Origin of the sequence: Pseudomonas sp. AE27 (assembly GCF_037113495.1) — a bacterium.
GTDB classification, from domain to species: Bacteria; Pseudomonadota; Gammaproteobacteria; order Pseudomonadales; family Pseudomonadaceae; genus Aquipseudomonas; species Aquipseudomonas palmensis.
Genome location: NZ_CP146966.1, coordinates 5253238 through 5280192 on the forward strand (window position 1 = coordinate 5253238; position 26955 = coordinate 5280192).

The 26955-nt window shown below is 64.7% G+C and carries 23 protein-coding genes and 1 tRNA gene; 6 read left to right on the top strand and 18 right to left on the bottom strand.

What is annotated here, in order from left to right; genetic code table 11:
• Positions 1-115 precede the first annotated feature (115 nt).
• The gene (locus V9K84_RS24040; RefSeq protein WP_043863687.1) at positions 116-1036 is read right to left on the bottom strand and encodes a LysR substrate-binding domain-containing protein; all 921 of its coding nucleotides are present in this window, start codon (positions 1034-1036) and stop codon (positions 116-118) included.
• 102 nt (positions 1037-1138) lie between these two features.
• Here V9K84_RS24040 and V9K84_RS24045 point away from each other — a divergent pair, with 102 nt between their 5' ends.
• From V9K84_RS24045 to V9K84_RS24055, 3 genes are all read left to right on the top strand, one after another.
• Positions 1139-1837, top strand: coding sequence for an MOSC domain-containing protein (locus V9K84_RS24045; RefSeq protein WP_043863688.1), 699 nt, complete (start codon positions 1139-1141; stop codon positions 1835-1837).
• Positions 1834-3105 carry an aminotransferase class III-fold pyridoxal phosphate-dependent enzyme gene (locus tag V9K84_RS24050; RefSeq protein WP_043863689.1) on the top strand — a complete coding sequence of 424 codons (1272 nt, stop codon included), beginning with the start codon at positions 1834-1836 and terminating at the stop codon, positions 3103-3105. The genes V9K84_RS24045 and V9K84_RS24050 overlap by 4 nt, the downstream gene beginning before the upstream one ends.
• 163 nt (positions 3106-3268) lie before the next feature.
• Positions 3269-3427, top strand: coding sequence for a YqaE/Pmp3 family membrane protein (locus V9K84_RS24055; protein WP_011063854.1), 159 nt, complete (start codon positions 3269-3271; stop codon positions 3425-3427).
• Positions 3428-3524: 97 nt separating this feature from the next.
• On the opposite strand, the gene V9K84_RS24060 is transcribed toward V9K84_RS24055, so the two are convergent.
• From V9K84_RS24060 to panB, 13 genes are all read right to left on the bottom strand, one after another.
• Positions 3525-5360, bottom strand: a complete 1836-nt coding sequence (locus tag V9K84_RS24060) for a S9 family peptidase (protein ID WP_088514290.1) — start codon at positions 5358-5360, stop codon at positions 3525-3527.
• Entirely contained in the window at positions 5326-6486 is a 1161-nt protein-coding gene (gene pqqE / locus V9K84_RS24065; protein WP_043863691.1) for a pyrroloquinoline quinone biosynthesis protein PqqE, read from the bottom strand. The genes V9K84_RS24060 and pqqE overlap by 35 nt, the downstream gene beginning before the upstream one ends.
• A complete protein-coding gene (gene pqqD / locus V9K84_RS24070) occupies positions 6458-6733 on the bottom strand; it encodes a pyrroloquinoline quinone biosynthesis peptide chaperone PqqD (RefSeq protein WP_043863692.1) in 276 nt (91 codons plus the stop codon). Before pqqD ends, pqqE begins: the two co-directional genes overlap by 29 nt.
• A complete protein-coding gene (gene pqqC / locus V9K84_RS24075; protein WP_088514291.1) occupies positions 6730-7485 on the bottom strand; it encodes a pyrroloquinoline-quinone synthase PqqC in 756 nt (251 codons plus the stop codon). The genes pqqD and pqqC overlap by 4 nt, the downstream gene beginning before the upstream one ends.
• Before the next feature lie 8 nt (positions 7486-7493).
• On the bottom strand, positions 7494-8405 hold the full coding sequence (gene pqqB, locus V9K84_RS24080; RefSeq protein ID WP_054915970.1) for a pyrroloquinoline quinone biosynthesis protein PqqB: 912 nt from the start codon (positions 8403-8405) through the stop codon (positions 7494-7496).
• A gap of 67 nt (positions 8406-8472) precedes the next feature.
• Positions 8473-8544, bottom strand: a complete 72-nt coding sequence (gene pqqA, locus V9K84_RS24085; protein ID WP_008365141.1) for a pyrroloquinoline quinone precursor peptide PqqA — start codon at positions 8542-8544, stop codon at positions 8473-8475.
• 120 nt (positions 8545-8664) lie between these two features.
• Positions 8665-11001, bottom strand: a complete 2337-nt coding sequence (gene pqqF, locus V9K84_RS24090) for a pyrroloquinoline quinone biosynthesis protein PqqF (protein WP_088514292.1) — start codon at positions 10999-11001, stop codon at positions 8665-8667.
• A gap of 42 nt (positions 11002-11043) precedes the next feature.
• Positions 11044-11844 carry a carbon-nitrogen hydrolase family protein gene (locus tag V9K84_RS24095; protein ID WP_054915968.1) on the bottom strand — a complete coding sequence of 267 codons (801 nt, stop codon included), beginning with the start codon at positions 11842-11844 and terminating at the stop codon, positions 11044-11046.
• A 12-nt stretch (positions 11845-11856) separates the two neighbouring features.
• Positions 11857-13539, bottom strand: coding sequence for an NAD(P)/FAD-dependent oxidoreductase (locus V9K84_RS24100; RefSeq protein WP_043863697.1), 1683 nt, complete (start codon positions 13537-13539; stop codon positions 11857-11859).
• Positions 13540-13741: 202 nt separating this feature from the next.
• Positions 13742-14056 carry a transcriptional regulator gene (locus V9K84_RS24105; RefSeq protein WP_088514293.1) on the bottom strand — a complete coding sequence of 105 codons (315 nt, stop codon included), beginning with the start codon at positions 14054-14056 and terminating at the stop codon, positions 13742-13744.
• Positions 14046-14396 carry a toxin gene (locus V9K84_RS24110; RefSeq protein WP_088514294.1) on the bottom strand — a complete coding sequence of 117 codons (351 nt, stop codon included), beginning with the start codon at positions 14394-14396 and terminating at the stop codon, positions 14046-14048. Before V9K84_RS24110 ends, V9K84_RS24105 begins: the two co-directional genes overlap by 11 nt.
• Before the next feature lie 118 nt (positions 14397-14514).
• Positions 14515-14973 carry an Lrp/AsnC family transcriptional regulator gene (locus tag V9K84_RS24115; protein WP_054915967.1) on the bottom strand — a complete coding sequence of 153 codons (459 nt, stop codon included), beginning with the start codon at positions 14971-14973 and terminating at the stop codon, positions 14515-14517.
• 77 nt (positions 14974-15050) lie between these two features.
• Positions 15051-15872 (bottom strand): 3-methyl-2-oxobutanoate hydroxymethyltransferase, encoded by an 822-nt coding sequence (panB, locus tag V9K84_RS24120; protein ID WP_088514295.1) that lies wholly within the window; start codon positions 15870-15872, stop codon positions 15051-15053.
• An 87-nt stretch (positions 15873-15959) separates the two neighbouring features.
• Between panB and V9K84_RS24125 the strand changes: the two genes are divergently transcribed.
• The 3 genes from V9K84_RS24125 to prfH all read left to right on the top strand — a co-directional run bounded on the left by V9K84_RS24125 (position 15960) and on the right by prfH (position 18907).
• Positions 15960-16751 carry a helix-turn-helix transcriptional regulator gene (locus tag V9K84_RS24125; RefSeq protein WP_088514296.1) on the top strand — a complete coding sequence of 264 codons (792 nt, stop codon included), beginning with the start codon at positions 15960-15962 and terminating at the stop codon, positions 16749-16751.
• Positions 16752-17150: 399 nt separating this feature from the next.
• The gene (locus tag V9K84_RS24130; protein WP_088514297.1) at positions 17151-18287 is read left to right on the top strand and encodes an RNA ligase RtcB family protein; all 1137 of its coding nucleotides are present in this window, start codon (positions 17151-17153) and stop codon (positions 18285-18287) included.
• Positions 18287-18907, top strand: coding sequence for a peptide chain release factor H (gene prfH / locus V9K84_RS24135; RefSeq protein ID WP_088514311.1), 621 nt, complete (start codon positions 18287-18289; stop codon positions 18905-18907). The genes V9K84_RS24130 and prfH overlap by 1 nt, the downstream gene beginning before the upstream one ends.
• A gap of 182 nt (positions 18908-19089) precedes the next feature.
• Here the strand turns inward: prfH and V9K84_RS24140 are convergent.
• From V9K84_RS24140 to dnaG, 4 genes are all read right to left on the bottom strand, one after another.
• Positions 19090-19166 (bottom strand) — tRNA-Ile (locus V9K84_RS24140).
• Between the two features lie 13 nt (positions 19167-19179).
• The gene (locus V9K84_RS24145; RefSeq protein ID WP_043863741.1) at positions 19180-22920 is read right to left on the bottom strand and encodes a bifunctional diguanylate cyclase/phosphodiesterase; all 3741 of its coding nucleotides are present in this window, start codon (positions 22918-22920) and stop codon (positions 19180-19182) included.
• 127 nt (positions 22921-23047) lie between these two features.
• Positions 23048-24901 (bottom strand): RNA polymerase sigma factor RpoD, encoded by a 1854-nt coding sequence (rpoD, locus tag V9K84_RS24150; RefSeq protein WP_043863742.1) that lies wholly within the window; start codon positions 24899-24901, stop codon positions 23048-23050.
• Positions 24902-24968: 67 nt separating this feature from the next.
• The gene (gene dnaG / locus V9K84_RS24155) at positions 24969-26948 is read right to left on the bottom strand and encodes a DNA primase (RefSeq protein ID WP_043863743.1); all 1980 of its coding nucleotides are present in this window, start codon (positions 26946-26948) and stop codon (positions 24969-24971) included.
• Positions 26949-26955: the final 7 nt, after the last annotated feature.

The window sequence follows — 26955 nt, forward strand, 5'->3', positions numbered from 1 at the left end:
GTACATAACAGGGACACGGAAGGATTTCCTGCCAGGACGGCGGGACGAAAAGGATGTCAGGGAAACAGTCTGCAAAACCCCGCTTCGGCGGGGTTTTCTTTTGCCCGGGTTTTTTCTAGCCGAGCACATCCAGAGGTGAACCGCCGATCTGGCGAGGGTCGATCTCTTCCTCCAGCAGATTGCGCAGCAGCTCCACCGACGCCTGCTGGCGCTGCGCATCGCGAAACACCAGGCCTACCTTCAGTGGCACCCGCGGCTCGCTCAGCGGCTTCCAGAGCAGCTCTGGATCGTCCGTGGCGTCGCGCGCACGCCCCGGCAACACGGTTGCCAGCGAGGTATGCGCCAGGCTGTCGAGAATCCCGCCCATGTTGTTCATCTCGGCCTGCACCTGCGGGCGGCGCCCGAGGTTGGCCAGTTGCGCCTGCCAGATCTGGCGTACCTGGAACTCTTCGCCCAGCATCAGCATGGGCAGTTCGGCGGCCTGCTTGAGCGAGACCTTCTTGAATTCGCGCAGCGGATGCGTGTGCGGGATCACCAGTTGCAACTCGTCTTCGTACAGCAGCAGGCCGTGAAGGCCCGGCTGGCGCGGCGGCAGGTAGCTGATGCCGATGTCCAGGGTGCCGTTGAGCAGGCGCCGTTCGATCTCCAGCCCCGACAGTTCGTAGATCTGCACCACCAGGTGTGGTTGCGCCTTGCGCAGGCGGTCGAGCAGTTGCGGCACCAGGCTCGGCCGTACCGTCTGCAGCACGCCGATGGCCAGGGTCCGCAAGGCCTGCCCGCGGAAGTTGCGCAACGCCTCGCGGGCGCGTTGCAGGCCGTCGAGCAGGGGCAGGGCGTGGTTGTACAGGGTGTGTGCGGCCAGGGTTGGCAGCAGCCGCTTGTTGCCCCGTTCGAACAGGCTCACATCGAGGCTGTGTTCGAGCTGGCGGATCTGCTGCGACAGCGCTGGCTGCGACAGTGAAAGGCGTTCGGCGGCCCGGCCCACATGGCCTTCTTCGTACACCGCGACGAAATAACGCAGTTGGCGAAAATCCATAAGCAATACTTATCAAAAAAGCTCGAAAAACGAAATGGCCGAAGGCCCGCGAGAAGCCTAGTCTATCCCGTATTCACAAGGTTTACAGGGCCAGAAGGCGCGATGAATACCGTGTATGTGGATGGCGTTTACATAGGCAAGGCAAAAAATGTCGGTTATGGGTTACTCACCGATATCGATAAGGAACAGGTTGCAAGAAGGCTGTGGTTATGGCCACAGGGGCTGGGCAGCGACGAACACGGCGACCCGCGCTTCCATACCGGCCCCGAGCGGGCCTTGCACCACTATCCGGCCGAGCACTACGCCTGGTGGCGGCGACGTTATCCACAGATCGACTGGTGCGCGCCGGGTTTTGGCGAAAACCTCTCGACCCGCGGCCTTACCGAAGAGCACGTCTGCCTGGGCGACATGTTCCGCTGGGGCGGGGCGCTGCTGCAGGTCAGCCAGCCGCGCTCGCCGTGCTACCGCCTGAGCCATCGCTGGGGTTTGCCGAACCTGCCGCAACAGGCGCAGGACGCGCTGCGCTGCGGCTGGTTCTACCGGGTGCTCAAGCCTGGCTTCGTCAGCGCCGACGAGCCATTCGAACTGATACAACGCAGCTACCCGGGCCTGACCGTGGCCTGGGCACTGCATACTTTTTACCGTGAACCTCTGGAGCATGCGGGTTTGAAAAAGCTGGTGGATTGTCCGGCCCTCTCGTCACGCTGGCGCGACATCGCGATCAAGCGCCTGCGCAGCGGCCAGGTCGAGGACTGGACCGCGCGCCTGCTTGGCCTGCCGCTGGAAGGGCTGCGCGCATGAACCTGTTCAATCTGCGTCGCCAGGCGGCGCGCGCTGCCGAGCAGGCACCGGCGCCGGTGGCACTGGCCCAGGCCGAGCAGCTGTCGCGGGAATGCCTGATGCCGGCCACCGAGCGTGCGCCACAGGTGTTCGTGCGCGGCCAGGGTTCGTGGCTGTGGGACAACGAAGGCCGCGCCTATCTGGATTTCACCCAGGGTTGCGCGGTGAACAGCCTCGGGCACAGCCCCAAGGCGCTGGTGCAGGCACTGAGCAGCCAGGCCCAGGCATTGATAAACCCCGGCGCCGGCTTTCATAACCGTGGCCTGTTGAGCCTGGTCAACCGCCTGTGCCAGAGCACCGGCAGCGATCAGGCCTACCTGCTCAACAGTGGTGCCGAAGCCTGCGAAGGTGCGATCAAGCTGGCGCGCAAGTGGGGCCAGCTGCATCGCAATGGCGCCTACCACATCATCACTGCGCGCCAGAGCTGCCACGGGCGCAGCCTGGGGGCGCTGTCGGCCTCCGACCCGTCGGCGTGCAACCGCTGCGAGCCCGGCCTGCCGGGTTTCAGCAAGGTGCCGTTCAACGATCTGGCCGCGCTGCATGCAGCAGTGGACTCGCGTACCGTGGCGATCATGCTCGAGCCGATCCAGGGCGAGGCCGGGGTGATCCCGGCCACCCAGCAGTACCTCAAGGGTGTCGAGCGCCTGTGCCGCGAACTGGGCATCCTGCTGATCCTGGATGAGGTGCAGACCGGCGTGGGCCGTTGCGGCGCGCTGCTGGCCGAGCAGACCTACGGCGTGCGCGCCGACATCATCACCCTGGGCAAGGGCCTGGGCGGCGGTGTGCCGCTGGCCGCCCTGCTGGCGCGGGGTACGGCCTGCTGCGCCGAGGCCGGCGAGCTGGAAGGCAGTCACCATGGCAATGCACTGATGAGTGCGGCGGGCCTGGCGATTCTCGATGCCGTGCTGGAACCGGGCTTCATGGAGCAGGTGCAGGCGTCGGGGCGGCACCTGCGTGATGGCCTGAGCCACCTGGCGGGGCGTTATGGCCAGGGCGAGGTGCGCGGCCAGGGCTTGCTGTGGGGCCTGGAGCTGAGCGACGACTCGGCCGCAGCCTTGGTCAAGGCGGCGCTGCAGGAAGGGCTGCTGCTCAATGCGGCGCAGGCCAATGTGCTGCGCTTTTCGCCGGCGCTGACCGTCAGCCGCGGCAACATCGACGAAATGCTGCTGCGCCTGGCGCGTGCCTTTGCCCGTGTGCACACGGCGCAACTCAACCAGCGGCGTGCCTGACCCGGTAGCGCCGTACCGAATTCAACGAACCGTCTCGCGTTCCTGCGCATCGCCCCGGGCCTGATCCTTTTGGCCTGGGGCGTTTTTTTATGGGGGATGGCTATTTGAACCAGTGGGGGGTGCTTGCAGTCTGTAGTTAGGACTTTAGACAAGGAGCTGCCCGATGGACCTGATCCGAATTATCTTCGCCATTCTGTTGCCGCCGCTGGGCGTGTTCCTGCAGGTGGGTTTTGGTGGCGCCTTCTGGCTGAACATCCTGCTCACCTTGTGCGGTTACATTCCGGGGATCGTGCACGCGGTGTACATCATCGCCAAGCGCTAGACCGCGTCGCGGCCATCGCCTGTAGGAGCCGGCGTTGCCGGCGAATGGGCCTGTACGGTTCAGACCGCGCTGGGACATTCGCCAGCAAGGCTGGCTCCTACAATGGCAATGGCCGTGACAGAACCTCCCGGTAGAACTTCCACTCTTCTTCCAGCGCATGCGCCAGGTTCGCTGCCGTCCGGAACCCGTGCCGCTCGGTCGGGTAGAAATGCCCTTCGGCACGCACCCCGTTGGCCTTCAGCGCCGCCAGCATCGAACGGGTCTGCTCCGGTACCACCACCGCATCCAGTTCGCCCTGGAAGAAAATCACCGGCACCTTGATCTGCGCGGCATGCAGCAGTGGCGTGCGCGCCTGATAACGCTGCACATCCTGCTGCGGGTCGCCGATCAGCCAGTCCAGGTAATCGCCTTCGAACTTGTGCGTGGCGCGCGTCAGCGCCAGCGGGTCGCTGACCCCGTACAGGCTCGCCCCGCCACGGAACACATTCTGGAACGCCAGCGCACACAGCGTGGTGTAGCCCCCGGCGCTGCCCCCGCGGATGAACGCCTGCGTCGGGTCGATCAACCCTTGCCCTGCCAGGAAGTCGACCACCGCGCAGGCATCCTGCACGTCCACTTCGCCCCAGCGCAGGTGCAGGGCCTGGCGATAGGCGCGGCCATAGCCGCTGCTGCCACGGTAGTTGAGGTCGGCCACGGCAAAGCCGCGCTGGGTCCAGTACTGGATGCGCGGGTCGAGCACCGGGAAGCACGCCGAGGTCGGTCCGCCATGCACGAACACCACCAGCGGCGGCGCCTCGACACCATTCATGGCCGGGTAGAAGAAGGCGTGCGCCTGGGCATCGCCGCTGGGGTAGGTGATGCTGCGCGGCTGGCTGACCTGTTCGCTGGGCAAGGGCATCGCACCGCCGGCCAGCACCTGAACGGCATGGCTGTGGCGGTCGATGGCGATGACGGCGGGCGTGCTGATGGCAGAGGCGGCGATGGCATACAGGTACCGGTCGTCGATCTCCAGGCAGCGAAAGCGGGTGTAGACGTCACTGAAGTCTTCCAGGGTGCCATCGGCATGATGCACGCCCAGGCGGCTGAAGCCGCCCTCGAACCAGCTCGCCAGATACCCGCCGCCGTCCAGGGGCAGCCAGGTGCTGGCGCCCAGTTGCCACGGTGCGCCGGCATGGTCGGCGCGCTCGGCCGGCAGTGCTGCCCAGCCCTGCGGGGTTTCGCCCCAGGGTTGCCAGTAGCCGTCACGATCCGACAGGCAGTACAGGCGACCGTCGGCATCGAAGCGCGGCTGCTGCAGCGATTCCGGTTGCGCCTCGCTGCCGGCGATGCAGCGCGGCGCTTCCCAGGTGTGTGCATCGCGGCGTTCGGCGCACAGCAGGCGGGTGGCAGTCCAGGGTTGGTGCGGGCGGCTCCATTCGATCCAGGCCAGGCGCTGGCCGTCGGCGCTGAGGGCGGGAGCGGCATAGAAGTCGGCGCCTTCGGCCAGTACCGTGCGGGTGCCGGCGGCGATCGATACCAGCCGGTGCACATCGGCGTCTTCTTCAACCGCCAGCACCTGGCCGGCGCCCCAGCGCAGGTCACCGTAGCGGCACTGGCCGTGGGTCAGCGGCTGCGGCTGCCCGCCGCCGAGCCCCTGGCTGTAGAGCTGCTGGTCGGCTTCGTTGACGAACACCAGCCCGTCGTCGCTCAGGCAGAAACCGCCGCCGCCATACTCGTAGACGCGGCTGCGCACGCTGAAGCCGTCGGGGGTCAGGCAGCGGGCCTGGCCGTCACGCCACTGCCAGATGCGGCAACCGCCGTCCTGGGGGCGAAACTCGTTCCAGAACAGCCCCAGCGGGCTGCGCTTGAGTTCGGCGTAGTCGGTGCCGGCGGCAACCGCCTGTTGTGCGCTGAAACGCTCAGCCGCGGGCGATGAGACGGGAGTTTCGATCATTGCGGAAGGTCATCTGGTCGATGGTCTGGGTGGCGGTTTCGGCCTCCTCCCGAGCAGCGAGGATGATCCCGTGGTCCGCCGATTTGGCGCAAACCGGGTCGGCATTGCTGGCGTCGCCGGTCAGCATGAAGGCCTGGCAGCGGCAGCCGCCGAAGTCCTTTTCTTTCTCGTCGCAGGAGCGGCACGGCTCGGGCATCCAGTCGTAACCGCGAAAACGATTGAAGCCGAACGAGTCATACCATATGTGCTGCATGCTGTGTTCGCGCACGTTGGGGAATTGTACCGGCAACTGGCGTGCGCCATGGCACGGCAGTGCGGTGCCGTCCGGGGTGACGGTGAGGAAGATGCTGCCCCAGCCGTTCATGCAGCCCTTGGGCCGCTCTTCATAGTAGTCGGGGGTGACGAAGATCAGCTTGCATGGGTTGCCCGCAGCCTGCAGTTTCTCGCGGTATTCGTTGGTGATGCGTTCGGCGCGCTCCAGCTGCGCGCGGGTGGGCAGCAGGCCGGCGCGGTTGAGCTTGGCCCAGCCGTAGAACTGGCACGTGGCGAGCTCGACGAAGTCGGCTTCCAGGGCGATGCACAGCTCGATGATGCGGTCGATCTTGTCGATGTTGTGCCGGTGGGTGACGAAGTTCAGCACCATCGGGTAGCCGTGGGCCTTGACCGCGCGCGCCATCTCCAGCTTCTGCGCGAAGGCTTTCTTCGAGCCGGCCAGCAGGTTGTTGACCTGTTCGTCGCTGGCCTGGAAGCTGATCTGGATGTGGTCCAGCCCGGCGCGCTTGAAGTCGGCGATCTTCTGTTCGGTCAGGCCGATGCCGGAGGTGATCAGGTTGGTGTAGTAGCCCAGGCGGCGCCCCTCGCCGATCAGCTCGGCCAGGTCCTGGCGCACCAGTGGCTCGCCGCCGGAAAAGCCCAGTTGCGCGGCGCCCATTTCACGCGCCTCGGCCATCACCTTGAACCACTGCTCGGTGCTCAACTCCTTGCCCTGCTCGGCGAAGTCCAGCGGGTTGGAGCAGTACGGGCATTGCAGCGGGCAGCGGTAGGTCAGCTCGGCCAGCAGCCACAGCGGCAGGCCGACTGCGGGCTTGGCCGGTACCTCACTCAAGGACGATCCAGTGTTGCTCACGGGCGACCTCCATGAATTGCTCGATGTCGTCACCGAGTTCGGGTACACCGGGGAATTGAACGTCCAGCTCGGCAATGATCGCGGCCACATCACGCTTGCCGTCGATCAGCCCGCCGATCAGCGCGGCGCTTTCGTTGAGCTTGATCATTCCTTCGGGGTAGAGCAGCACATGGCCCTTCTGCGCCGGTTCGTACTGGAAGCGGTAGCCGGGGCGCCAGTGCGGCGTCTTCGAACGGTCGAAACTCATAAGGTGATCCCCTTGTGCCACACCCGCTCGCTGGTGACGCTGTGGTAGGGCGGGCGGTTCAGTTCATAGGCCATGCTCATGGCGTCGAGCATGCTCCACAGAATATCGAGCTTGAACTGAAGAATCTCCAGCATGCGTTGTTGACCCTGCACCGTGGTGTAGTGCTGCAGGGTGATGCTCAGGCCATGCTCCACATCGCGCCGGGCCTGGCCCAGGCGGGTGCGGAAGTACTCGTAGCCGGCCGGGTCGATCCAGGGATAGTGCTGTGGCCAGCTGTCCAGGCGTGACTGGTGGATCTGCGGGGCGAACAGTTCGGTCAGCGAGCTGCTGGCCGCTTCCTGCCAGCTGGCACGGCGGGCGAAGTTGACGTAGGCGTCGACCGCGAAGCGCACGCCGGGCAGCACCAGCTGCTGCGAGCGTAGCTGGTCGGGGTCCAGGCCCACGGCCTGGCCCAGGCGCAGCCAGGCTTCGATGCCGCCGTCTTCGCCGGGGGCGCCGTCGTGGTCGAGCAGGCGCTGGATCCACTCACGGCGGATCTCGCGGTCCGGGCAGTTGGCCAGGATCGCCGCATCCTTCATCGGGATGTTGACCTGGTAGTAGAAGCGGTTGGCGACCCAGCCCTGGATCTGCTCGCGGCTGGCGCGGCCTTCATACATGGCCACGTGGTAGGGGTGATGGATGTGGTAGTAGGCGCCCTTGGCGCGCAAGGCCTGCTCGAACGCGGCGGGGGAAAGCGGTACGGCTTCGCTCATGGGGGCTCCTACAGCTCGATGCTCATGCCGTCGAAGGCCACTTCGACGTTGCGGCGGGCCAGTTCGGCGCGCTCGGCGGAGTCTTCATCGAGAATCGGGTTGGTGTTGTTGATGTGGATAAGTACCTTGCGCTGGTCGGGGAAGCCTTCGAGTACCTCGAGCATGCCGCCGGGGCCATTCTGTGCCAGGTGACCCATCTCGCGGCCCGTGCGGGTACCGACACCGCGGCGCTGCATCTCATCATCCTCCCACAGCGTGCCGTCGACCAGCAGGCAATCGGCGTCGTGCATCAGTTGCAGCAGCTTGTCGTCGAACTGGCCAAGGCCCGGGGCGTAGAACAGCTTGCCGCCGGTGCGCAGGTCTTCGACCATCAGCCCCAGGTTGTCGCCCGGGTGCGGGTCGAAGCGGTGCGGCGAGTAGGGCGGCGCGGCGCTGCGCAGCGGGAACGGGGTAAAGCGTAGGTTCGGGCACGCCTCGATCACGAAGCTGCCTTCGAGCTCTATGCGGTTCCACTGCAGGCCACCGTTCCAGTGGCTGAGCATGGTGAACAGAGGGAAGCCGGTGCTCAGGTCCTGGTGGACCATGTCGGTGCACCACACCTGGTGCGGGCAACCTTCGCGCAGACTGAGCAGGCCGGTGGTGTGGTCGATCTGGCTGTCGAGCAGGATGATCGCGTTGATCCCGGTGTCGCGCAGGGCGCGGGCCGGCTGCATGGGGGCGAAGCCTTGCAGCTGCGCGCGGATGTCCGGCGAGGCGTTGCACAGCACCCAGTGCACCCCGTCGTCGGACAGCGCGATCGAGGACTGGGTGCGTGCGCTGGCGCGCAAGGTGCCGTCGCGAAAGCCCTTGCAGTTGTCGCAGTTGCAGTTCCACTGCGGGAAACCGCCGCCGGCGGCGGAACCTAGAATCTGGATGTACATGGCCACTCCTGCTGCGTCCAAAAATGAAAACGCCCCGGCTGACCGAGGCGTTGTACCGCAAGCAGACTCAGCGACTTGCGAAATACATGGTCACTTCAAAGCCAATACGCAGGTCAGTGTAAGCAGGTTTGGTCCACATGGGAGTACTCCTTCCGGATAGGTCTGGGGGCGGGTGGCTACATATTTAGGCCCCCCTTTGAAACAAGGGGTTACAACGGCCCGGGTAGCGCCATCTTACTAAAATTAATGGACAGTTTGGTTAAACCTGCGAGAAAGGCTGTTGCGTTGCCGGTAACAATCCGCCCTGTGCGGCGCTGGCCAGGTACAGGGCGTTGTCGAACAGGTGCCGGGCGGCGTGTTCGAGCTGCTGTGCGGTGACCGCCAGCAGCTGCTGTCGCAGCGTGTCCAGGCTGGGGGTGTCGCTGCCGGCCAGCCGGGCCTGCCAGGCCCATTCGGCGACGTCGGCATTGCCCATGTCCGGTTCGTGGAACTGCGCCGCCAGGGCCTGACGCGCCTCGGCATCATCGGTGAGGTCATGGGTGAAGCCTGCGACCACCCAGCGCATGTGCTCGAGAATCTGTGCCGGGTCGGCCTTGGGCGACTGCACGCCCAGCAGCAGGCCGGTATGGCCCTGCACCTGGCGCAATGCGCTGAACACTGCATAGCCCAGTTGCAGCTCCACCCGCAGGCGCTGGTAGAAGGGCCCTTGCAGTCGATGTGCCAGCAGCCGGTACACCGCCTCGCTGCCGGGCGGGGCGGGGCAGAACACCAGCAGTGCGTGCTCGCCTTCGGGCAGCGGCACATGCTGCCAGGGCCCTGTGGCATCGCCGGTTATCGGCTCGGCCATGCCCGGCTGTCCCGGTACCTGGGCCAGCAGCGCATTCAGCGCCGGCTGCACCGCTTCGGTGAAGCCGCAGGTCATGCCCTGCCAGCGGGCATGCTGCCAGAGCGCATCCAGCTCGGGCTGGGCGATCAGGCAGGCCGGCAATGGCCCCGGGTCACGCGCGACGATATAGCCCGGCAACTGCTTTAGCAGCAGGCGGATCGGGATCAGCGCCGGCTCGGTGCCTGAGCCTGCGCTCCAGTCCTGGGCGGCAGGCAGGCGCAGCAGCGCCAATGCCTGCTCGACGACTGCGACAATGGCGGGCGGTGACCCGGCGCAGCGCAGTTGCCAGAGGTGCTCGCACTCGCTCCATTGCAGCTCCACCGAGGCGCGGGTGGCGCGCTCGACCAGTGGGCGCAGGGCACCTTCGAGTACGCGCCACAGCCGCACGCGCAACGCCGAGCGCACCTGCCAGCGCAGGTAGATCACGCCGTACTGCCGCACGGCCGGCAGCGCCGGGCTGTGGATAACCCCGGCGGGTGTCGGCGTGGCGGGTGCATCGCTGAACCCGACGGCCAGCAAGGGCTCGGCAGGTGGCAGTCGCCAGGGCTGGCGGGCTTGCTCGGTGAAGGGTTCGAGCAGGCCTTGCAGTGCCGCCAGGCCCTGGGCGTCGAGTGCACTGAATGGCTGGCCGCTGCTGTCGCGGCGCGCCAGTTCCAGGGCGCCGGCGGCCAGCGCGCGTGACTGCTGGATACGTGCATATTCGCTGTTCAGCGCCGTCAGGTCGGCATCGCGCAAGAAGCTCAGCCAGTCCCGGAACAGGTCTTCGACCTGGTCGGCAGGTGCCGCGTCATTGAGCTTGAAGCGCGCGTGCAGCAGTGCCTGTGCGGCGAACTGATGCAATGCCGAAAAACTGAAATCCTCCAGCCAGCGCCGTTCGCGCAAAGCGGCCAGCAGCCCGCCCGGGCGGGTGTCCGAAAGCCAGGTGTCGAGAAAGGCGATCGCCTGGGCAGCGCCGGCGGGCAGCCGTTCATAGCCGAGCAGCACATCCCGTTGCCCGGGCAGCTGTTCAACCCGCGCAGCGCGAAGCTGCAGCGCCGGTGCCGGGCCTTGTTCGATGGGCTGCCCGGGTGCGAAGACGGCGCCGTACTGCATGGCCAGGGCTTCAAGGGTGGCCAGCGGCTGTGGGCCGACCAGGCTCAGGGTCATCTGCCCGGCCTGGTAGTAGCGTTGGTGAAAAGCTTGCAGGGCGCTCTGGAAGGCCGCGTCGGGTACCGGCAGGCTGTAGCGGTTGCCAGCGTGAAAACCGCTCAGCGGATGCTGCGCCGACACGCTCTGCAGCAGTGCGTGCTGACGCTGCGCTTCGGGGTTGCGCGCCCAGGCAATGAACTCGGCATGGATCACTTCGCGCTCGCGCAGCTGTTGCGCACGGTCGGCCTGGGGGTTGGCGAGCATTTCACACAAGCGCTCGATGCCCCCCTCGAAGGCGGCAGCCGGCACTTCGAAGAAGAAGTCGGTGGTGCGCTCCCGCGTGCTGGCATTGACCTGGCCGCCCTGGCGCTGCACGTAGCGCATCAGGGCGTCGTCGATGGCAAAGCGCCGGTTGCCGAGAAAGAACAGGTGTTCGAGAAAGTGCGCCAGCCCCGGCCAGGCGTTGGGAGCATCGTGGCTGCCGGCGCGCACCCGCACTGCCGCTGCACAGCGCTTGAGCCGCGGTGCATGGCGCAGGGTGACGTGCAGGCCGTTGGGCAGGGTGAGGTGGGCGCAGGACATGACGGCTCCGGTAACGTGCGAACCGTCATGCTAGCGGATAAATCAGTGCTTGCGCGGGCCGCCGTGGAGTTCCACACGCAGGTCGTGCAGGTACGGTGTGCTGGCGCGGCCTTCGTGCACCCGTTGCAGCTCGAGGTCGGCCACCAGCAGCGTGGGCTCATGCCCGGCCATGGCCAGCAGGCTGCCGTCCGGGCCGATGATGCTGCTTTGGCCGCAATAGTGGATCTGCTCCTCGGCGCCGCAGTAGTTGGCATACACCAGGTAGCACTGGTTCTCCTGGGCGCGTACGCGCACGGTGAACTGGCAGATGAAATCGTAGGGCCGCATGTTGGCTGTCGGCACCACGATCAGCTCGGCCCCGGCCAGGGCCAGGCGGCGGGCGTTTTCCGGGAACTCGATGTCGTAGCAGATCAACAGGCCCAGCTGCCAGCCATTGAGCGTGACCACCGGGAAATGGTCGGGGCCGGGGCTGAACATGGCGCGGTCCAGCCCGCCGAACAGGTGGGTCTTGCGGTAGTTGGCCAGGCTGCTGCCGTGGGCGTCGATCAACTGCACGCTGTTGTACACCTGGCCGTCCTCGCCAAGCTCGGGGTAGCCGTAGACGATGGCGATGCGGTTGGCCTGGGCGATTTCCACCACGGCCATGGCCGATGCGCCGTCCTGCGGCTCGGCCAGGCGTGCGACCGCTTCGCTGCCGATGTTGTAGCCGCTGAGGAACATCTCGGGGCACACCAGCAGTTCGGCGCCGCGTGCCGCCGCCAGCTGCGCCTGCTGGTGCAGGCGCTCGAGGTTGCCGGCCACGTCCATCGGGTGGGGCTGGCCCTGGTACAGGGCTATGCGCATGGGTCTCTCCTTTCAGTCGGCCAGGGCGATCGGGCCGATCTCGTTGAATACATCGCCAGGGCCGGGGTTGTCGGCGTGGGTGCGGCCACCGAAGTGGTTCATGATGCCCCATACCGCGTTGAGCGAAGTCTGCACCGCGCCTTCGACCCAGGCCGGGGTCCAGGAGACGTCGTCGCCTGCGATAAAGATGCCGCGCTGCTCGGCAGGCAGGTCCTGCTGCATGAAGTGCGCGTACATGCGCTGATTGTAACGATAATGGCCGGGCAGGGCGCCCTTGAACGCCCCCAGGAAATGCGGGTCGGCTTCCCACGACACGGTGATCGGGTCGCCGATGATGTGCCCGGCGATATCGACCTTGGGGTAGATCTTCTTCAGGGCGTCCAGCGCCAGTTTCACGCGTTTTTCCACCGGGTGCGGCAGCATCTTGAGCGCATCGCTCATCCACGAGTACGACAGGCAGATCACCCCCGGCCTGTCGTCGCCGTTGTCGAACAGGTAGGTGCCGCGGGTGAGGCGGTCGGTGAGGGTCATGCTCATCAGGTCGCGGCCGGTCTGCGGGTCCTTGTCCTTCCAGAACGGGCGGTCGACCATCACGAAGGTCTTGGACGACTGCATGTAGCGGGTGCGGTCCAGGGCCATCCACATCTTCTGCGAGAACAGCGACTCCTCGCACTCGATCTGGGTGGTCAGCAGCCAGCTCTGACAGGTGGTGAGCACCGCGGCGTAATGGCGGGTGACGCCCCAGGTGTCGGTAACGGCCAGGCGCCCATCGTCGGCGCGGGCGATGCTTTTCACCCCTGAATGTGGCGTGCCACGGTGCAACGAGCTGAGGCTGGTGCCTTGCGGCCAGTGGGCGCAGCGTTGCGGCACATGCCGCCAGATGCCCAGGGGCACCTGCTCGACACCGCCCACCACCAGGTGCTGGTGATCGTCGCAGTTGGTCATCACCACGCGGAAGATCTCGAGCATCGAGTTGGGGAAGTCGGAGTCCCAGCCGCCGGTGCCGAAGCCCACCTGGCCGAACACTTCGCGGTGCAGGAAGCTGAGCTTGGCGAAGGCCTTGGAGGTGGCGACGAAGTCGTAGAAGGTGCGGTCGTCCCACAGCGGCACCAGGGTGTTCCACAGCGCCTTCAGGCGCGGCACGTCGCGATCGCGGATTGCCTGCTGGATGTCGCCGAAGCGTGCGCCATCCTCCAGCGCATCGGCCCAGGCATCGGCCACTTCCTGGAACAGTGCCGGCAGGTCGCTGAGTTTTTCGGCGTAGTGGGTCTGGCCCTCGAGGTCGATCACCGTGCTGCCGGAGGCGGGGGTCAGCGGGTTGGGGAAGGGTCTGGTCTCCAGGCCCAGCTTGTCGACGTAGTGATAGAAGGCCGTGGAAGACACCGGGAAGCGCATGCCACCCAGCTCGGCGACGATGCCTTCGGCGCCGGAGAAGGTCTGCGAGCGCAGGCGCCCGCCCATTTTCGACGCCTCGTACACCACCGGCTTGAGGCCCAGCTTCATCAGCTCGTAGGCGGCCACCAGGCCGGCGATGCCGGCACCGACGATGGCCACCTCCTCACCGTGGCGCTCGGCGGGAATGCTGCCCAGGCCGGCCGGGTGCTCGATCCAGTCGTCGAAGGCGAAGGGGAAGTCCGGGCCGAAGATGGTGACCGGTTTTTTGCCGTCGGCGGGGTGGCGATTGTTCTTGTTCATGGGAGACCTTGCCAGGGCTGCGCGGGGAGCGGAGCTTGAGTATAGGAAATGCTGGCGGTCATTCTACGAGGGGAGGGTGTTGGTTATTAAGATGCAGAGTGTCGTCGTTTTGTGGGGATTTTTGTCATTGTGACGGGGTGACTGTTCAGAGTGATGCCTTTCGTCCCTTCGTCGGCAGGACACCTGTGCAGATGAACGTCGGTCAGATCAGTGCCGCCAGGTGCGCCACCGTCTCCGGGTACTGCTGTACCAACCGGATCAGTGTGACCGCCTGGGCGTTGGGTTTGGCTCGGCCCTGCTCCCAGTTTTCCAAGGTGCGGGCATTGGTACGCAGGTACATGGCGAACACCGGTCGCGACATGTTCAACTGCTCGCGTATCTGCACCAGTTCATCGGCACCCATCGCCTGCAAGGCTTCAAGCTTTACGTGATGGGAGCGCAGGGTCAGCTTGCCCAGGCGTGCATCGGCCAGGGCATCGATGCCTTCGTTCAGTTCGGAAAAAATGTCACGTTTCATGTTTTGCCCTCGCGGCCAGCTCTTGTTCCAGACGCTGTTTCAGTAATTTTCGCTGTGCACTGCTCAGGTCGGCCTGCTCATCCTTGCCGTACAGGGTGAACAGCCAGAATTGAGCACCGCCGTCCCACCAGTAATAGATAATCCGGATGCCTCCGCGTTTGCCCTTGTGCCGAAAGTCGTCGACGAAGCGAAGTTTGCGCAGCCCTCCTACGCCTTGGATCACCGCACCCGCATCGGGATTGCGCAGAAGCTGCACTTGCAATGCGGTAAAGGCATCATCGGACAGGTACGCCGCCCGAAAGCGTTCGAAGGCTGGCAGCTCGATAAAAAGTGCGTCCATGTACTCTACGTTACCTGCGTATATATTCTGGGCTCGACGTTCCATCGTCAAGGTGACGTTGTGTCGATCCTATACGCGAGTACGCAGGCAACCTGTCAGGTCATGGTTTCCAGGCGTGTCAAACCGGTTGGCCGCGGTCCACCTTGCTGCTGAGGATGATCGAGGTGGTGGTTTTCTCCACGCCCTCGACACTGCCGATCTGGTCGAGCAACTGGTCCAGTTGTTCGGGCGAATCGCTGCGCAGCCACGCCACATAGTCGAACTCGCCACTGACCGCACACAACTGCTGGATCTGCCCCATGGCGCTCAGGCGGCGTACCACCTCCTTGCCCGAGCGGGGGCGCACGGTGATGCCCACATAGGCCTGCAGGCCGCCGTCGATCACGCGCTGGCCAAGGCGCACGCCGTAACCGCTGATGACGTTGGTTTTCTCCAGGCGCGCCAGGCGCGAGGTCACGGTGGTGCGGGCAATGCCCAGTTGCCGGGCAAGCATGGCCACGCTTTCGCGGGCGTTGATCTGCAGGGCGGCGATCAGTTGACGGTCGATTTCATCGAGGGCGACAGGGCGGGTGGGCATGGACAGGGATCGTTTCTTTCGCTTGGGAAGTGGGCCGATTAAGGCAGCTAATCGACCCACTGTCCACGCTGGTGCTATCAGGGCGCGGCCTTGAAGCAGTGCTCCAGCCCAGGGAACTCGCCGCTGCGCACCTCGCGGGCGTAGTGCTCCAGTGCCTGTTCGATCTGCGGTTGCAGCTCGGCATAGCGTTTGACGAAGCGCGGCTGGTACTCGCCGAACAGGCCCAGCAGGTCCTCGGTCACCAGCACCTGCCCATCGCACGCAGGGGATGCGCCAATGCCGATGGTGGGGATGTGCAACGCTTCGCTCAGGCTGCGGGCCAGCGGCTCGGCGATGCCCTCGAGCACCACCGAGAACGCACCCGCCGCCTGCATGGCCAAGGCATCGTCGCGCACCTTGGTTGCACTTTGTTCATCCCGCCCCTGGGCCTTGAAGCCGCCCATGCTGTTGACCTGCTGCGGCATCAGGCCCACGTGCGCCATCACCGGAATGCCACGGCGCACCAGAAATTCGACGGTGTGGGCCATTTCGGCGCCGCCTTCGAGCTTGACGCCCTGTGCGCCGGTTTCGCGCAGCACCCGGGCGGCGCTGACAAATGCCTGCTCCGGCGAGGCCTGATAGCAGCCGAACGGCAGGTCGACCACCACGCAGGCGCGCTCTGCCCCGCGCATCACCGCCTGGCCATGGGCAATCATCATGTCCAGGGTCACGCCCAGGGTGCTGGGCATGCCGTACAGCACCATGCCCACCGAATCGCCGACGATGATCAGGTCGGCATGGGCATCCACCCAGCGGGCCATGGGCAGGCTGTAGGCGGTCAGCACCACCAGGCTGCCGGCGCCCTTGCGCTGCTGGATGGCGGGAATGGTCAGGCGGTTTTGACGTACATGGGTGCTCATCGACAAGTCTCCGATCAGGTTGTGCAACGGGTCGCGGCGCAGGCTACCATCGGCACTTTTGGCTCACTTGAGCAAAGGGGACAGCTGATGCCGCAAGCGGGACAGATACCGCAGGTGCCGCCCGTACCGCTGGCGCTTTCGCGCCCGGTGCAGCGGCGCATGTTCGGTATACCGGCAGGTTATGAAGTGCAGATGCACAGCCATGACTGGGTGCAGTTCACCTATGCCAGCGCCGGGATCATGCAGGTGCTGACCGAGCGCCACAGCTATCTGCTGCCGCCGCAGTGCGCGTTGTGGATTCCGCCAGGGGTGCAGCACACGGCGTTCAGTGAGCAGGCGCTGGCGTTTCGCGGGCTGTACCTGGATGCCGCGGTGCTGCCGGGCGCTCGCCGTGACTGCGCGGTACTGCAGGTGACGCCGCTGGTGCGCGAGCTGATCGAACGGGTCAGCCACTTTCCCGCCGACTACCCTGACGACGGGCCGCAGGCGCGCCTGCTGCAGGTGCTGGTGGACGAGTTGCAGGGGCTGGCCGAAGCACCGTTCAGTCTGCCGCTGCCCAGCGACCCGCGCCTGCGCCGGATCACCGATGCACTGCAGGCCGAGCCTGGGGACAACCGCACCATCGAGCAATGGGCGCAGCAGGTGGGGGCATCGCGGCGCACCCTGGTGCGCCTGTTTCAGGCGCAGACCCAGCTTTCATTCCGTGAATGGCGCCAGCGCCTGCGCTTGCTGGCCGCATTGCCGTTGCTGGCGCAGGGCATGAGCGTGACTCGGCTGGCGAATGAACTGGGGTATGACTCGGTGTCGGCGTTTATCGGGTTGTTTCAGCGCCACTATGGGAAGACGCCGGGGGTGTATGCGGCCAGTTTGGGGATGTGATTGTGAAGCTCTGAGGGCCGGAAACGCAATGCGCGGCTTTGAGTATGGTGGGCCCACAAGGACTAGTGTTTAGCGTAATTGGCGAAATGGTTGGAAGCTGGGCACTGTACCGCCAGGGTATGTTTTTTGTACCGCGGAGCGGTCAGGTTTTGCGGCCATGACGTTGTTCTCCTGGTAAAAATGTGATCAAGGTTGTTGCAGGGTGGCAATTACACACCTAAGATGCCCGCCTTCTCTCACCCGACAGCAAAGGAGGTACATCATGCAACAGTTGATCACCCTTTGCAGGTCGCGCCTGGCTTGAACGCATTCGCCGCTACTCGTTAGCGGTACCGCAACGCCCGGCCTCTGGCCTGCCAATCCGAACATCTTTTTGTTTCAACCCATCAGGATTGGACTATGGGCACTTGCATTCGCAATTTGTCCGACGGCGCCGTATTGGTCGCCGCGGACGACACCTGGATCGAAGGAAAAGCGATCCAACAACTCGAAACCACCGCTCGCCTAGGGGGCATGCATCGGGTGGCCGGCATGCCGGACCTGCATCCGGGGCGTGGCTATCCGGTCGGCGCGGCATTCTTTTCCGTGGGGCGTTTGTACCCGGCGCTGGTCGGCAATGACATCGGCTGTGGCATGGCGCTGTGGCGTACGGACATCCCGACCGCCAAGCTGCATCTGGACAAGCTGGAGAAACGCCTTGGCAACCTCGACCCGCCGCTCGACGAGACGTGGCAGGAGGCCGTTGCCAGCTTCGGTTTGCCTGCCACGGGGCACGAGCGTTCTCTAGGCACCATTGGTGGTGGGAACCACTTCGCCGAGCTGCAGCAACTCGATGAAAGCTACGACGATGCGGCCCTGGCAGCCTTGGGCATCGAGCGCAAACACCTGCTGTTGCTGGTGCACAGCGGCTCGCGTGGTTTGGGCGAGGCGATCTTGCGTGAGCAGGTCGACCTGTTCGGTCATCACGGACTGGAGGCGGGCAGCGAGGCCAGCACTCATTACCTGGGCCGGCACGACGGCGCGCTGCGTTTTGCCGAAGCCAACCGTCAGTTGATTGCCCGGCGCATGCTCGACCGCTTGCGTGCCGATGGCGATGTACTGCTCGACATCAACCACAACCTGGTGTCGCCAGCGCAGGTCGACGGGCTCGATGGTTGGCTGCATCGCAAAGGCGCCACACCGTCGGATCAGGGGGCGGTGGTGATCCCTGGTTCGCGCGGCGACTACAGCTACTTGGTACAGCCGATCGCCGACGAGCGCAGCCTGTTGTCCCTGGCCCATGGCGCCGGACGCAAATGGATGCGCAGCGAGTGCAAGGACCGCCTCGCCTCGCGCTACAGCGTCGAGCAACTGAGTCGTACGGCACTAGGCAGCCGCGTGATCTGCGCCGACCGGGCGCTGATCTACGAGGAAGCGCCGGAGGCCTACAAGGCTATCGACTCGGTGGTGGGTGCCTTGCGTGAAGCGGGGTTGGTTCGCGTGCTGGCACGACTGAAACCGGTGCTGACCTACAAGACGCGCGGAGGGTGCTGCTGATGATCCTGCTGCAACTCTCGGCGGCTCAGGGGCCGGAAGAATGTGCCCTGGCAGTGGCCAAGGCATTGCTCAGGCTGCAGGCCGAAGCGGATGCCCAGGCCGTGGCGGTACGGATACTCGAAGAAGAGCCGGGGTCGCGGCGCGGTACCTTGCGCTCGGTGTTGCTGGCACTGGATGGCGAGCAGGCCGAGCGCCTGGCGGATCACTGGACGGGCTCGCTGCAATGGACGTGCAGCAGTCCGTACCGGCCGGGGCATGCTCGCAAGAACTGGTTCTTTGGTGGCGCACGGTTTGCGCCACCGGCACCGGAATTGGCGAGCGAGATCCACTTCGAGACCTTGCGTTCGTCCGGGCCGGGTGGTCAGCATGTCAACACCACCGACTCGGCAGTGCGCGCCACGCACCTGGCCAGCGGCGTCAGCGTCAAGGTACAGAGCGAGCGTAGCCAGCACGCCAACAGACGCTTGGCGCTGCTGCTCATCGGGCAACGCCTGGCGCAACAGGCAGAGCAGGTCGACAGCGAACTGCGCGCGGAGCGGCGGTTGTTCCATCACCGCATCGAGCGTGGCAATCCACGTCGGGTGTTTCGCGGCGAGCGCTTCGAGCCGGCTGACGAGTAGATTGTGTGCGAATAGTCGTCGAGCAAAAGTCAGGCCGGGCGGCGTAGGCGATGCCGGCCCCACAAAAACGGATGAGGAAAGGACCCGGCTCGCACTCGTGTTTACGAGTTGCAAATGAGCACTGCGTATCTGAGGCGATCCCGCCAAAAACGCAAAAGCCGCGCAATGCGCGGCTTTGAGTATGGTGGGCCCACACGGACTTGAACCGTGGACCAAAGGATTATGAGTCCTCTGCTCTAACCAACTGAGCTATAGGCCCCAGTGGTCGCGGATTATAGCGAGGGTTTCGAGGCTGTGCTATCCGAAAGATCCGAAACTGCCCGGCGTAGAAAGGTCGCGGCGAATTCAGGCGCCGCCAGCGGCAGGCTGACGATGTAGCCCTGGATCTGTTCGCAACCTTCGGCCGCCAGAAATTGCTGCTGCGCCTGGTTCTCCACGCCCTCGGCGATGATGGTCAGCTGCATGCTGCGCCCCAGCGCAATGATCGCCCGCGCAATCGCCGCATCGTGCGGGTCATCCGGCAGGCCGCGGATGAACGACTGGTCGATCTTGAGGATGTCCAGAGGCAGGCGTTTGAGGTAACTGAGCGAGGAGTAGCCGGTGCCGAAGTCGTCGATGGCCAGTTGTACACCGATGCGCTTGAGCTGGTGCAGGATGGCCAGCGCCTCCTCGGCCTGGCTCATGATGAAGTTCTCGGTGATCTCCAGCTGCAGGTCACCCGCCTTGAGCTGGTGAGTGCGCAGCAATTGCTCGATGCGCTGTACCAGCAACGGCTGACGCAACTGCGCGCCCGCCAGGTTGACCGACAGCGGCCCGAACGCAAGGTAGCTGTGCTTCCACGCTTGCATCTGCCGGCACGCCTGCTCCAACACCCAGTCGCCCAGCTGCAGAATCATGCCATTTTCTTCAGCCAGCGAGATGAAGTGCTCCGGCGGTACGTCGCCGAAGGTCGGGTGGCGCCAGCGAATCAGTGCCTCGGCGCCCACCAGGCTCTGGGTCTTGAGGCTGAACTTGGGCTGGTAGCTCAGGCTCAGTTCCTTGCGCTCGATGGCGCGGCGCAGTTCGTGCTCCAGCGCGATGCGCTCGGCGGCCTGGGCGGTCAGATCGCGGGTGTAGCTCTCGACCCGGTTGCGCCCCTTGGCCTTGGAGCGGTACATGGCCGCATCGGCGTTGCGGATCAACGAGGCCACGTCGGTGCCGTCCTGGGGGTACAGGCTGGTGCCGATACTGGCACTGGTGAAGAACTCGTGTTCGCCGGCCTGGAACGGCGCGCCAAAGCAGGCCAGTAGCTTGTTGGCGATATGCTCGGCATCGCTTGGCTGGTGCAGGCCGGGCAGCAGGATGATGAATTCGTCCCCGCCCAGGCGTGCCACGGTGTCGTTGTCGCGCACCTGTTCTTTCAGGCGCTGCGCGATTGCCTTGAGCAGCAGGTCGCCGACCGGGTGGCCGAGGCTGTCGTTGATGTGCTTGAAGCGGTCCAGGTCGAGGAACAGTACCGCGCCCTGGCGACCCGAAGGCTGCGGGCTGCTGAGGGCGGCCTGCAGCCGGCTTTCGAACAGGGTGCGGTTGGGCAGGCCGGTGAGGGGATCGTGGTGGGCCTGGTAGTCGAGCTCGGCCTGGGCATGCTTGAGGCTGGAGATGTCGGCGAACACGGCGACGAAGTGGGTGATCTCACGCTCGTGATTGCGCACGGCGCTGATTGTCAGCCACGCAGGGTAGAGCTCGCCGCTCTTGCGCCGGTTCTGGATTTCGCCCTGCCAGTGGCCCTCGGCGGTCAGCTGGTGCCACAGGGCGGCGTAGAAGGCGCTGTCGTGCTGGCCCGAGGCGAGCAGGCGCGGGGTCTGGCCCAGCGCTTCGAACTCGCTGTAGCCGGTGATTTCGCTGAACGCGCGGTTGACCGCACTGATGTGCTGGTCGATGTCGGTGATCAGTACGCCTTCGGCCGTGTTTTCGAACACAGTGGCCGCCAGTTGCAGTTTTTCCTGCATCAGATGGCGCTCGGTGATGTCGCGGGCGATGGTCAGCATGCAGTCCACGCCGGCAATCGGCAGCGGCCGCGCCGAGACTTCGCACAGGCGGATCTGCCCGTCGGCGCGGCGGATGTGGCAGCTGAAGTCGCGTACGAAGCCGTTTCGGTTCAGCAGCTCGAGCAGTTGCCGGCGCTCGTTGAGGTCTACCCAGATGCCCAGCTCCAGGGTGCTGTGGTCCAGTACCTGGCTATCGAAGCCGGTGATGCGGCAGAACCCGTCGTTGACCTCGATCAGCAGCCCGTCGCTCTGGCGCGACAGCAGCAGGCCGTCAGGCGAGGCGTGGAAGGCCTTGGCGAACTTTTCTTCGGAGGTCTGCAGTTGCTCCTGGGTCTGTTTGAGCTGGCTGATGTCGCGCACCGCCACCACCAGCGCCGGGGTGCTGTCCAGGTCGAAGATCTCCGCCGAGGTGAGCCCGGTGAACAGCTGGCCGTTGCTGCGCCGAAAAGGCATTTCGAGGTTGCGGATATTGCCGCCCTGCAGGCGCTGCAGCGGGGCTGGCCCCTGGTCTTCGATGCCCCACAGGTTGAGCTCGGCGGCGGTGCGGCCGATCACCTGGTCCTGGCTCAGGCCGATCTGGTCCTCGAAGGCTTCGTTGACCTCCAGCAGGCAGCCATCGCTGACCCGGGCGATCAGCAGGATGTCGGGGCATTGCTGGAACACCGAGGCGAACTTCTGCTCCGACAGACGCAGGGCCTGCTCGGTGTTCTTGGTTTCGCTGATGTCGATCATCAGCCCGCGCATCACCGGGGTGTGCCCATGCTCGATCAGGCTGACGATGTCGCGTACCCACAGCACCCTGCCATCGGCGCGGATCACCCGGTAGTCCAGGCTGTGGTCCCGGCCGGCGGCGGTTTCGCTGTCGCAGTAGGCCTGTGCCCAGAGGGCGTCGTCCGGGTGCAGGATGTCGCGCCAGAAGCCGGGCTTGAGCCATTGGCTGATCGGGTAGCCGAGCAGGTCTTCGGCGTGGGGCGAGACGTAGCTGTAGGTGAAGTTGTTGGCATCGGCTTCCCAGGCAATCGCCGAGAGGCTCTCGACCAGGCCGCGGTAGTGGTACTCGCTGCTGCGAAGCTCCTGTTCCAGGGCTATGCGCCGGGAAATTTCCGAGCTTAGCCGGCGGTTGACGCGCATCACCGCCGCCAGTATCGCCACCAGCAGCAGGATGCCGGGCAGGCCGTAGAGCAGCAGGTCGCGCCAGCGGTTGCTGTTTTCCAGCACTTTGCCGACCCAGCGCTCCTGGATATGACTGAGCTCGGCCGGGCTCATGTCGGCAATCACCTTGTCGAGGATGCCGATCAGCATCTTCTGTTGGCGCGGGGCCGCCATGGCCAGCTGGTAGCGGTAAGGGGTTTCGCCGCTGACGTAGAGCCCTTCGAGCTTTAGCTGGCGCAGGCTCCAGACGCTGGAGGCGAGGTCGCCGACCACAGCATCGACTTCGTCGGTGGCCAGGGCCTGAAGCGCCGAGCTGACATTGGGCAGCGCCACCAGGTTGAGGTCGGGGTGGTGGGTACGCAGCAGTTCGTGTGGGGCGTAGTTCTCCACCACGGCGACTTTCAGGCCGTACAGCTCCTTGAGGTCACGTGGCCTGGGCCCGCCTTCGTGGGCCAGGATCACGATGGGGAAGTCGAGGTAAGGGCGGGTGAAGGCCAGGTAGCCCTGGCGTTCGGGGGTGGACATGATGCCGGGCAGCAGGTCCAGCTGGCCCTGCCGGGCCTGTTCGAGCACGGCCGACCAACTGCTCGGCTCGATCGGCGTGAACACAACACCCAGGCGCTCCTGGATCAACGCAATGTAGTCGGCGGCCAATCCCTGGTACTTGCCGTCCTGGTCACGGTATTCGAAGGGTGGCCAGGATGCGTCGACGCCCAGGCGCAGCTGCGGATGCGCACTGAGCCAGGCTTTCTCTTCGTCGTTCAGGGTCAAGGCGCCGGCCGCTGCACTCCACATCAGCAGGAGGGGCAGCACGAGGGCCGGCAGTCTGGGCATAGCGGCCTCGTCATTCAAGTGGATAGATTCGAGTGTAGACGGGGGTTTGACCGAAGGGCGAAGAACGCAGGGGTTAAAACGTCAGGGCCTGAAAAAGAAAAACCCCGGCATTTGCCGGGGTTCGTCATTACTCGTCGAGGAAGGAGCGCAGATGCTCGCTTCGCGTCGGGTGGCGCAGCTTGCGCAACGCCTTGGCCTCGATCTGACGGATCCGCTCGCGGGTCACGTCAAACTGCTTGCCTACCTCTTCGAGCGTGTGGTCAGTGTTCATGTCGATACCGAAACGCATGCGCAGCACCTTGGCTTCACGTGCGGTCAGGCCGGAGAGCACGTCCCTGGTCGCTTCCTTCAGGCTTTCGACCGTGGCCACATCGATTGGCGACTGCATGGTCGAGTCCTCGATGAAGTCACCCAGGTGCGAATCTTCGTCGTCACCGATCGGGGTTTCCATGGAGATCGGCTCTTTGGCGATCTTCAGTACCTTGCGGATCTTGTCCTCAGGCATCTCCATGCGCTCACCCAGCTCTTCCGGGGTCGGTTCACGACCCATTTCCTGCAGCATCTGCCGGGAAATGCGGTTGAGCTTGTTGATCGTCTCGATCATGTGCACCGGAATACGGATGGTGCGGGCCTGGTCGGCGATCGAGCGAGTGATCGCCTGACGGATCCACCAGGTGGCATAGGTCGAGAACTTGTAGCCACGACGGTATTCGAACTTGTCCACCGCTTTCATCAAGCCGATGTTGCCTTCCTGGATCAGGTCGAGGAATTGCAGGCCACGGTTGGTGTACTTCTTGGCGATGGAGATCACCAGACGCAAGTTGGCTTCGACCATCTCTTTCTTCGCGCGGCGGGCCTTGGCCTCACCGATCGACATGCGACGGTTGATGTCCTTGATCTCGGCGATCGTCAGGCCGGTCTCTTCCTGCAGGTCGATCAGCTTTTGCTGGCAACGCACGATATCGGCGTCCAGGCGGCCCAGTGCTTCGGCCCACTTGGCGCTGCGCTTGGACAGATCGCCGCTCCAGGTGGTGTCCACTTCGTTGCTCGGGAACAGACGCAGGAAGTCGGCACGTGGCATGCGGGCATCACGCACACACAGTTGCATGATGGCGCGTTCCTGGGCGCGCAGGCGCTCCAGGGCGCTGCGCACGCGCTCCACCAGTACTTCGAACTGCTTGGGTACCAGCTTGATCGGCATGAACAGCTCGGCCAGTTGCAGCAGCTCGGCAATGCCTTGCTTGCTGTGGCGACCGTGCTTCTTCAGGACCTTGGCGGTTGCTTCCAGCTGGTCGGCGACAGCGCCGAAACGCTGCTGGGCGACGACCGGATCGGGGCCGCTTTCGACCTCGTCCTCTTCATCGCTGGCGCCTTCCTTCTCTTCTTCCTCGTCGTCATCCGCATCGGCCTTGGCCGGGGCTTTCGGATCGACAGGCGGCGGTACTTCGGCCGGCGGCGCGATGCCGTCATCCGGGTCGATGTAGCCACTGAGCACGTCGGACAGACGGCCACCTTCGGTGGTGACGCGGTCGTATTCGCCGAGGATGTAGTCGACGGTGCCCGGGAAGTGCGCAATGGCGCCCATCACTTCACGGATACCTTCTTCGATACGCTTGGCGATTTCGATTTCGCCTTCGCGGGTCAGAAGCTCGACGGTACCCATTTCACGCATGTACATGCGCACCGGGTCTGTCGTGCGACCGATATCGGTCTCCACGGCCGCCAACGCTGCGGCAGCTTCTTCGGCGGCGGCTTCGTCGGTATCGGCCTCGGCCAACAAAAGGGCATCCGCATCCGGAGCACTCTCGAATACGTTGATCCCCATGTCGTTGATCATGCGGATGATGTCTTCCACCTGCTCCGGATCTGAAATATCCTCTGGCAGGTGGTCGTTGACCTCCGCGTAAGTCAGGTAGCCCTGCTCACGACCGCGGGTGATCAACTCTTTGATGCGAGACTGCTGTTGCGCTTTTCCGGACATAACACCCTATCCACTGAAGGTCTTGGCGGGCAAAAAACAAGCCGAGGATTATACCCGAGCTAGGACCTCACGCGCCAGTTGAGGTCGGGGTTTGTGCGGGAACATTCCGGCTTAACAGGTCACGCAGCTGATTTTTCTCGTCTGCGCTCAACTCACTTTGACGTGCTTTCCTGAGCAGATGTTCCAGGCTGCGCTCGCGTTGGCGAGCGGACAAGCTAGTTATGGTGTCGAAAAACTGTTGTTCAAGGTTATCGGCATCGATCAGCCATTCCTTTTCTGCCAATGCGCGCAACAATCGGCCCTGTTCGGTGCCGTGCCAACGCGCGATCAGCTGTAAGGAGCGTAGCTCAGGATTCTTTTGCAAGGCTTCGAGCAACGCCACCAGCAGCTGGGCATACACATGCTCTTCAGCGGCGAAATGGCTGGCATCCTCGACCTTCTTGGCCAGTTGTGGGTGGTGCATGAGGGTGCGCAGGGCGCTCAAGGTCGGCGGTTCCACCGACGTCGGCACCCGCGGCGGTGGCTGGAAGTCGCGTTTGCCGTTCTTGTCCCACGGCTTGCCCTTCTTGTCCCAGGGCTTGCCTTCCCACTTCTTCTTCTGCCCGCCCTGGCTTGGTGTCCATTGTTGCTGCTGCGGCTGGAAATGCTCGGGCTGGTGGAAGTCGCTGTAATCCGGGCTGTAGTCGGGAATCGCATCGTAGTCGATGCCCGGGTCGTACGCCGGTGGCGCCTCGCTGGGGGCGCTGTGGGCCAGCTGTTCGACCTGGTGCAGGTCCAGGCCGGTTATTTCGCGCAGGCGGTTGCGCATCAGGGCCTTGAGGTTGGCACCGGGCACTTTGTCGATCAACGGCGCGGCCAGGGTCACCATGTGCGCCTTGCCTTCGAGCGACCGCGGGTCGGCTTCTTCGGTCAGTTGCTGGAAGAAGTAGTCGGCCAGCGGCTGAGCATGCTGGTTGATGCGCGCACGGAAGGCGTCGGTGCCCTCGGCACGCACCAGGGTGTCCGGGTCTTCGCCTTCGGGCAGGAACAGAAAGCGCGCCTTGCGCCCGTCCTGCAGGCTCGACAGCGTGGCTTCCAGGGCGCGCCAGGCGGCATTGCGGCCGGCCTGGTCGCCGTCGAAGCAGAACAGCACGCTGGGCACCACGCGGAACAGGCGCTTGAGGTGGTCTTCGCTGGTGGCGGTGCCAAGGGTGGCCACGGCATTGCGCAAACCTTGCTGGGCCAGGGCGATGACGTCCATGTAGCCCTCGACCACGATGATCTCGTCGAGGTTGCGGTTGAACTTGCGTGCCTCGTACAGCCCGTAGAGCTCCTGGCCCTTGTGGAACACAGGGGTTTCGGGGGAGTTCAGGTACTTGGGCTTGTCGTCGCCCAGCACCCGCCCACCGAAGGCGATGACCCGGCCACGGCTGTCGCGGATGGGAAACATCACGCGGTCGCGGAAGCGGTCATAGCGCTTGCCGGTCTCGGCATTCTCGATCAGCAGGCCGGCGTCGACCATGGCCTTTTGCTGCAGGGCGTCGCTGCTCAGGTGCTTGAACAGGTTGTCCCAGCCCGGCGGCGCGAAGCCCAGGCCGAAGTCGCGAGCGATTTCGCCGGACAGGCCGCGGCCCTTGAGGTATTCGACGGCCGAGCGGCGTGTCGGGTGGTTCTTCAGGGCCTGGCGATAGAACTCGGCAGCGGCTTCGAGCAGCGGGTACAGCGGCGAATCGGTGGGCTGGCGGGGCTTTTGCCCGCGGCTGCTCTCTTCGCGCGGCACTTCCATGCCGGCGGCCTTGGCCAGCTCTTCGACAGCCTGGGGGAAGTCCAGGTTGTCGTGGTCCATGATGAAGCCCAGGGCGTTGCCGCCGGCGCCGCAACCGAAGCAGTAGTAGAACTGCTTGTCGGGGCTGACGCTGAAGGAGGGGGTCTTCTCCTTGTGGAACGGGCAGCAGGCCGTGTGGTTCTTGCCGGACTTTTTCAGGTTTACACGCGAACTCACCACGTCGACGATGTCGGTGCGGTTGAGGAGGTCGTCAATAAAACTCTGGGGAATCAGCCCGGCCATGGCACTC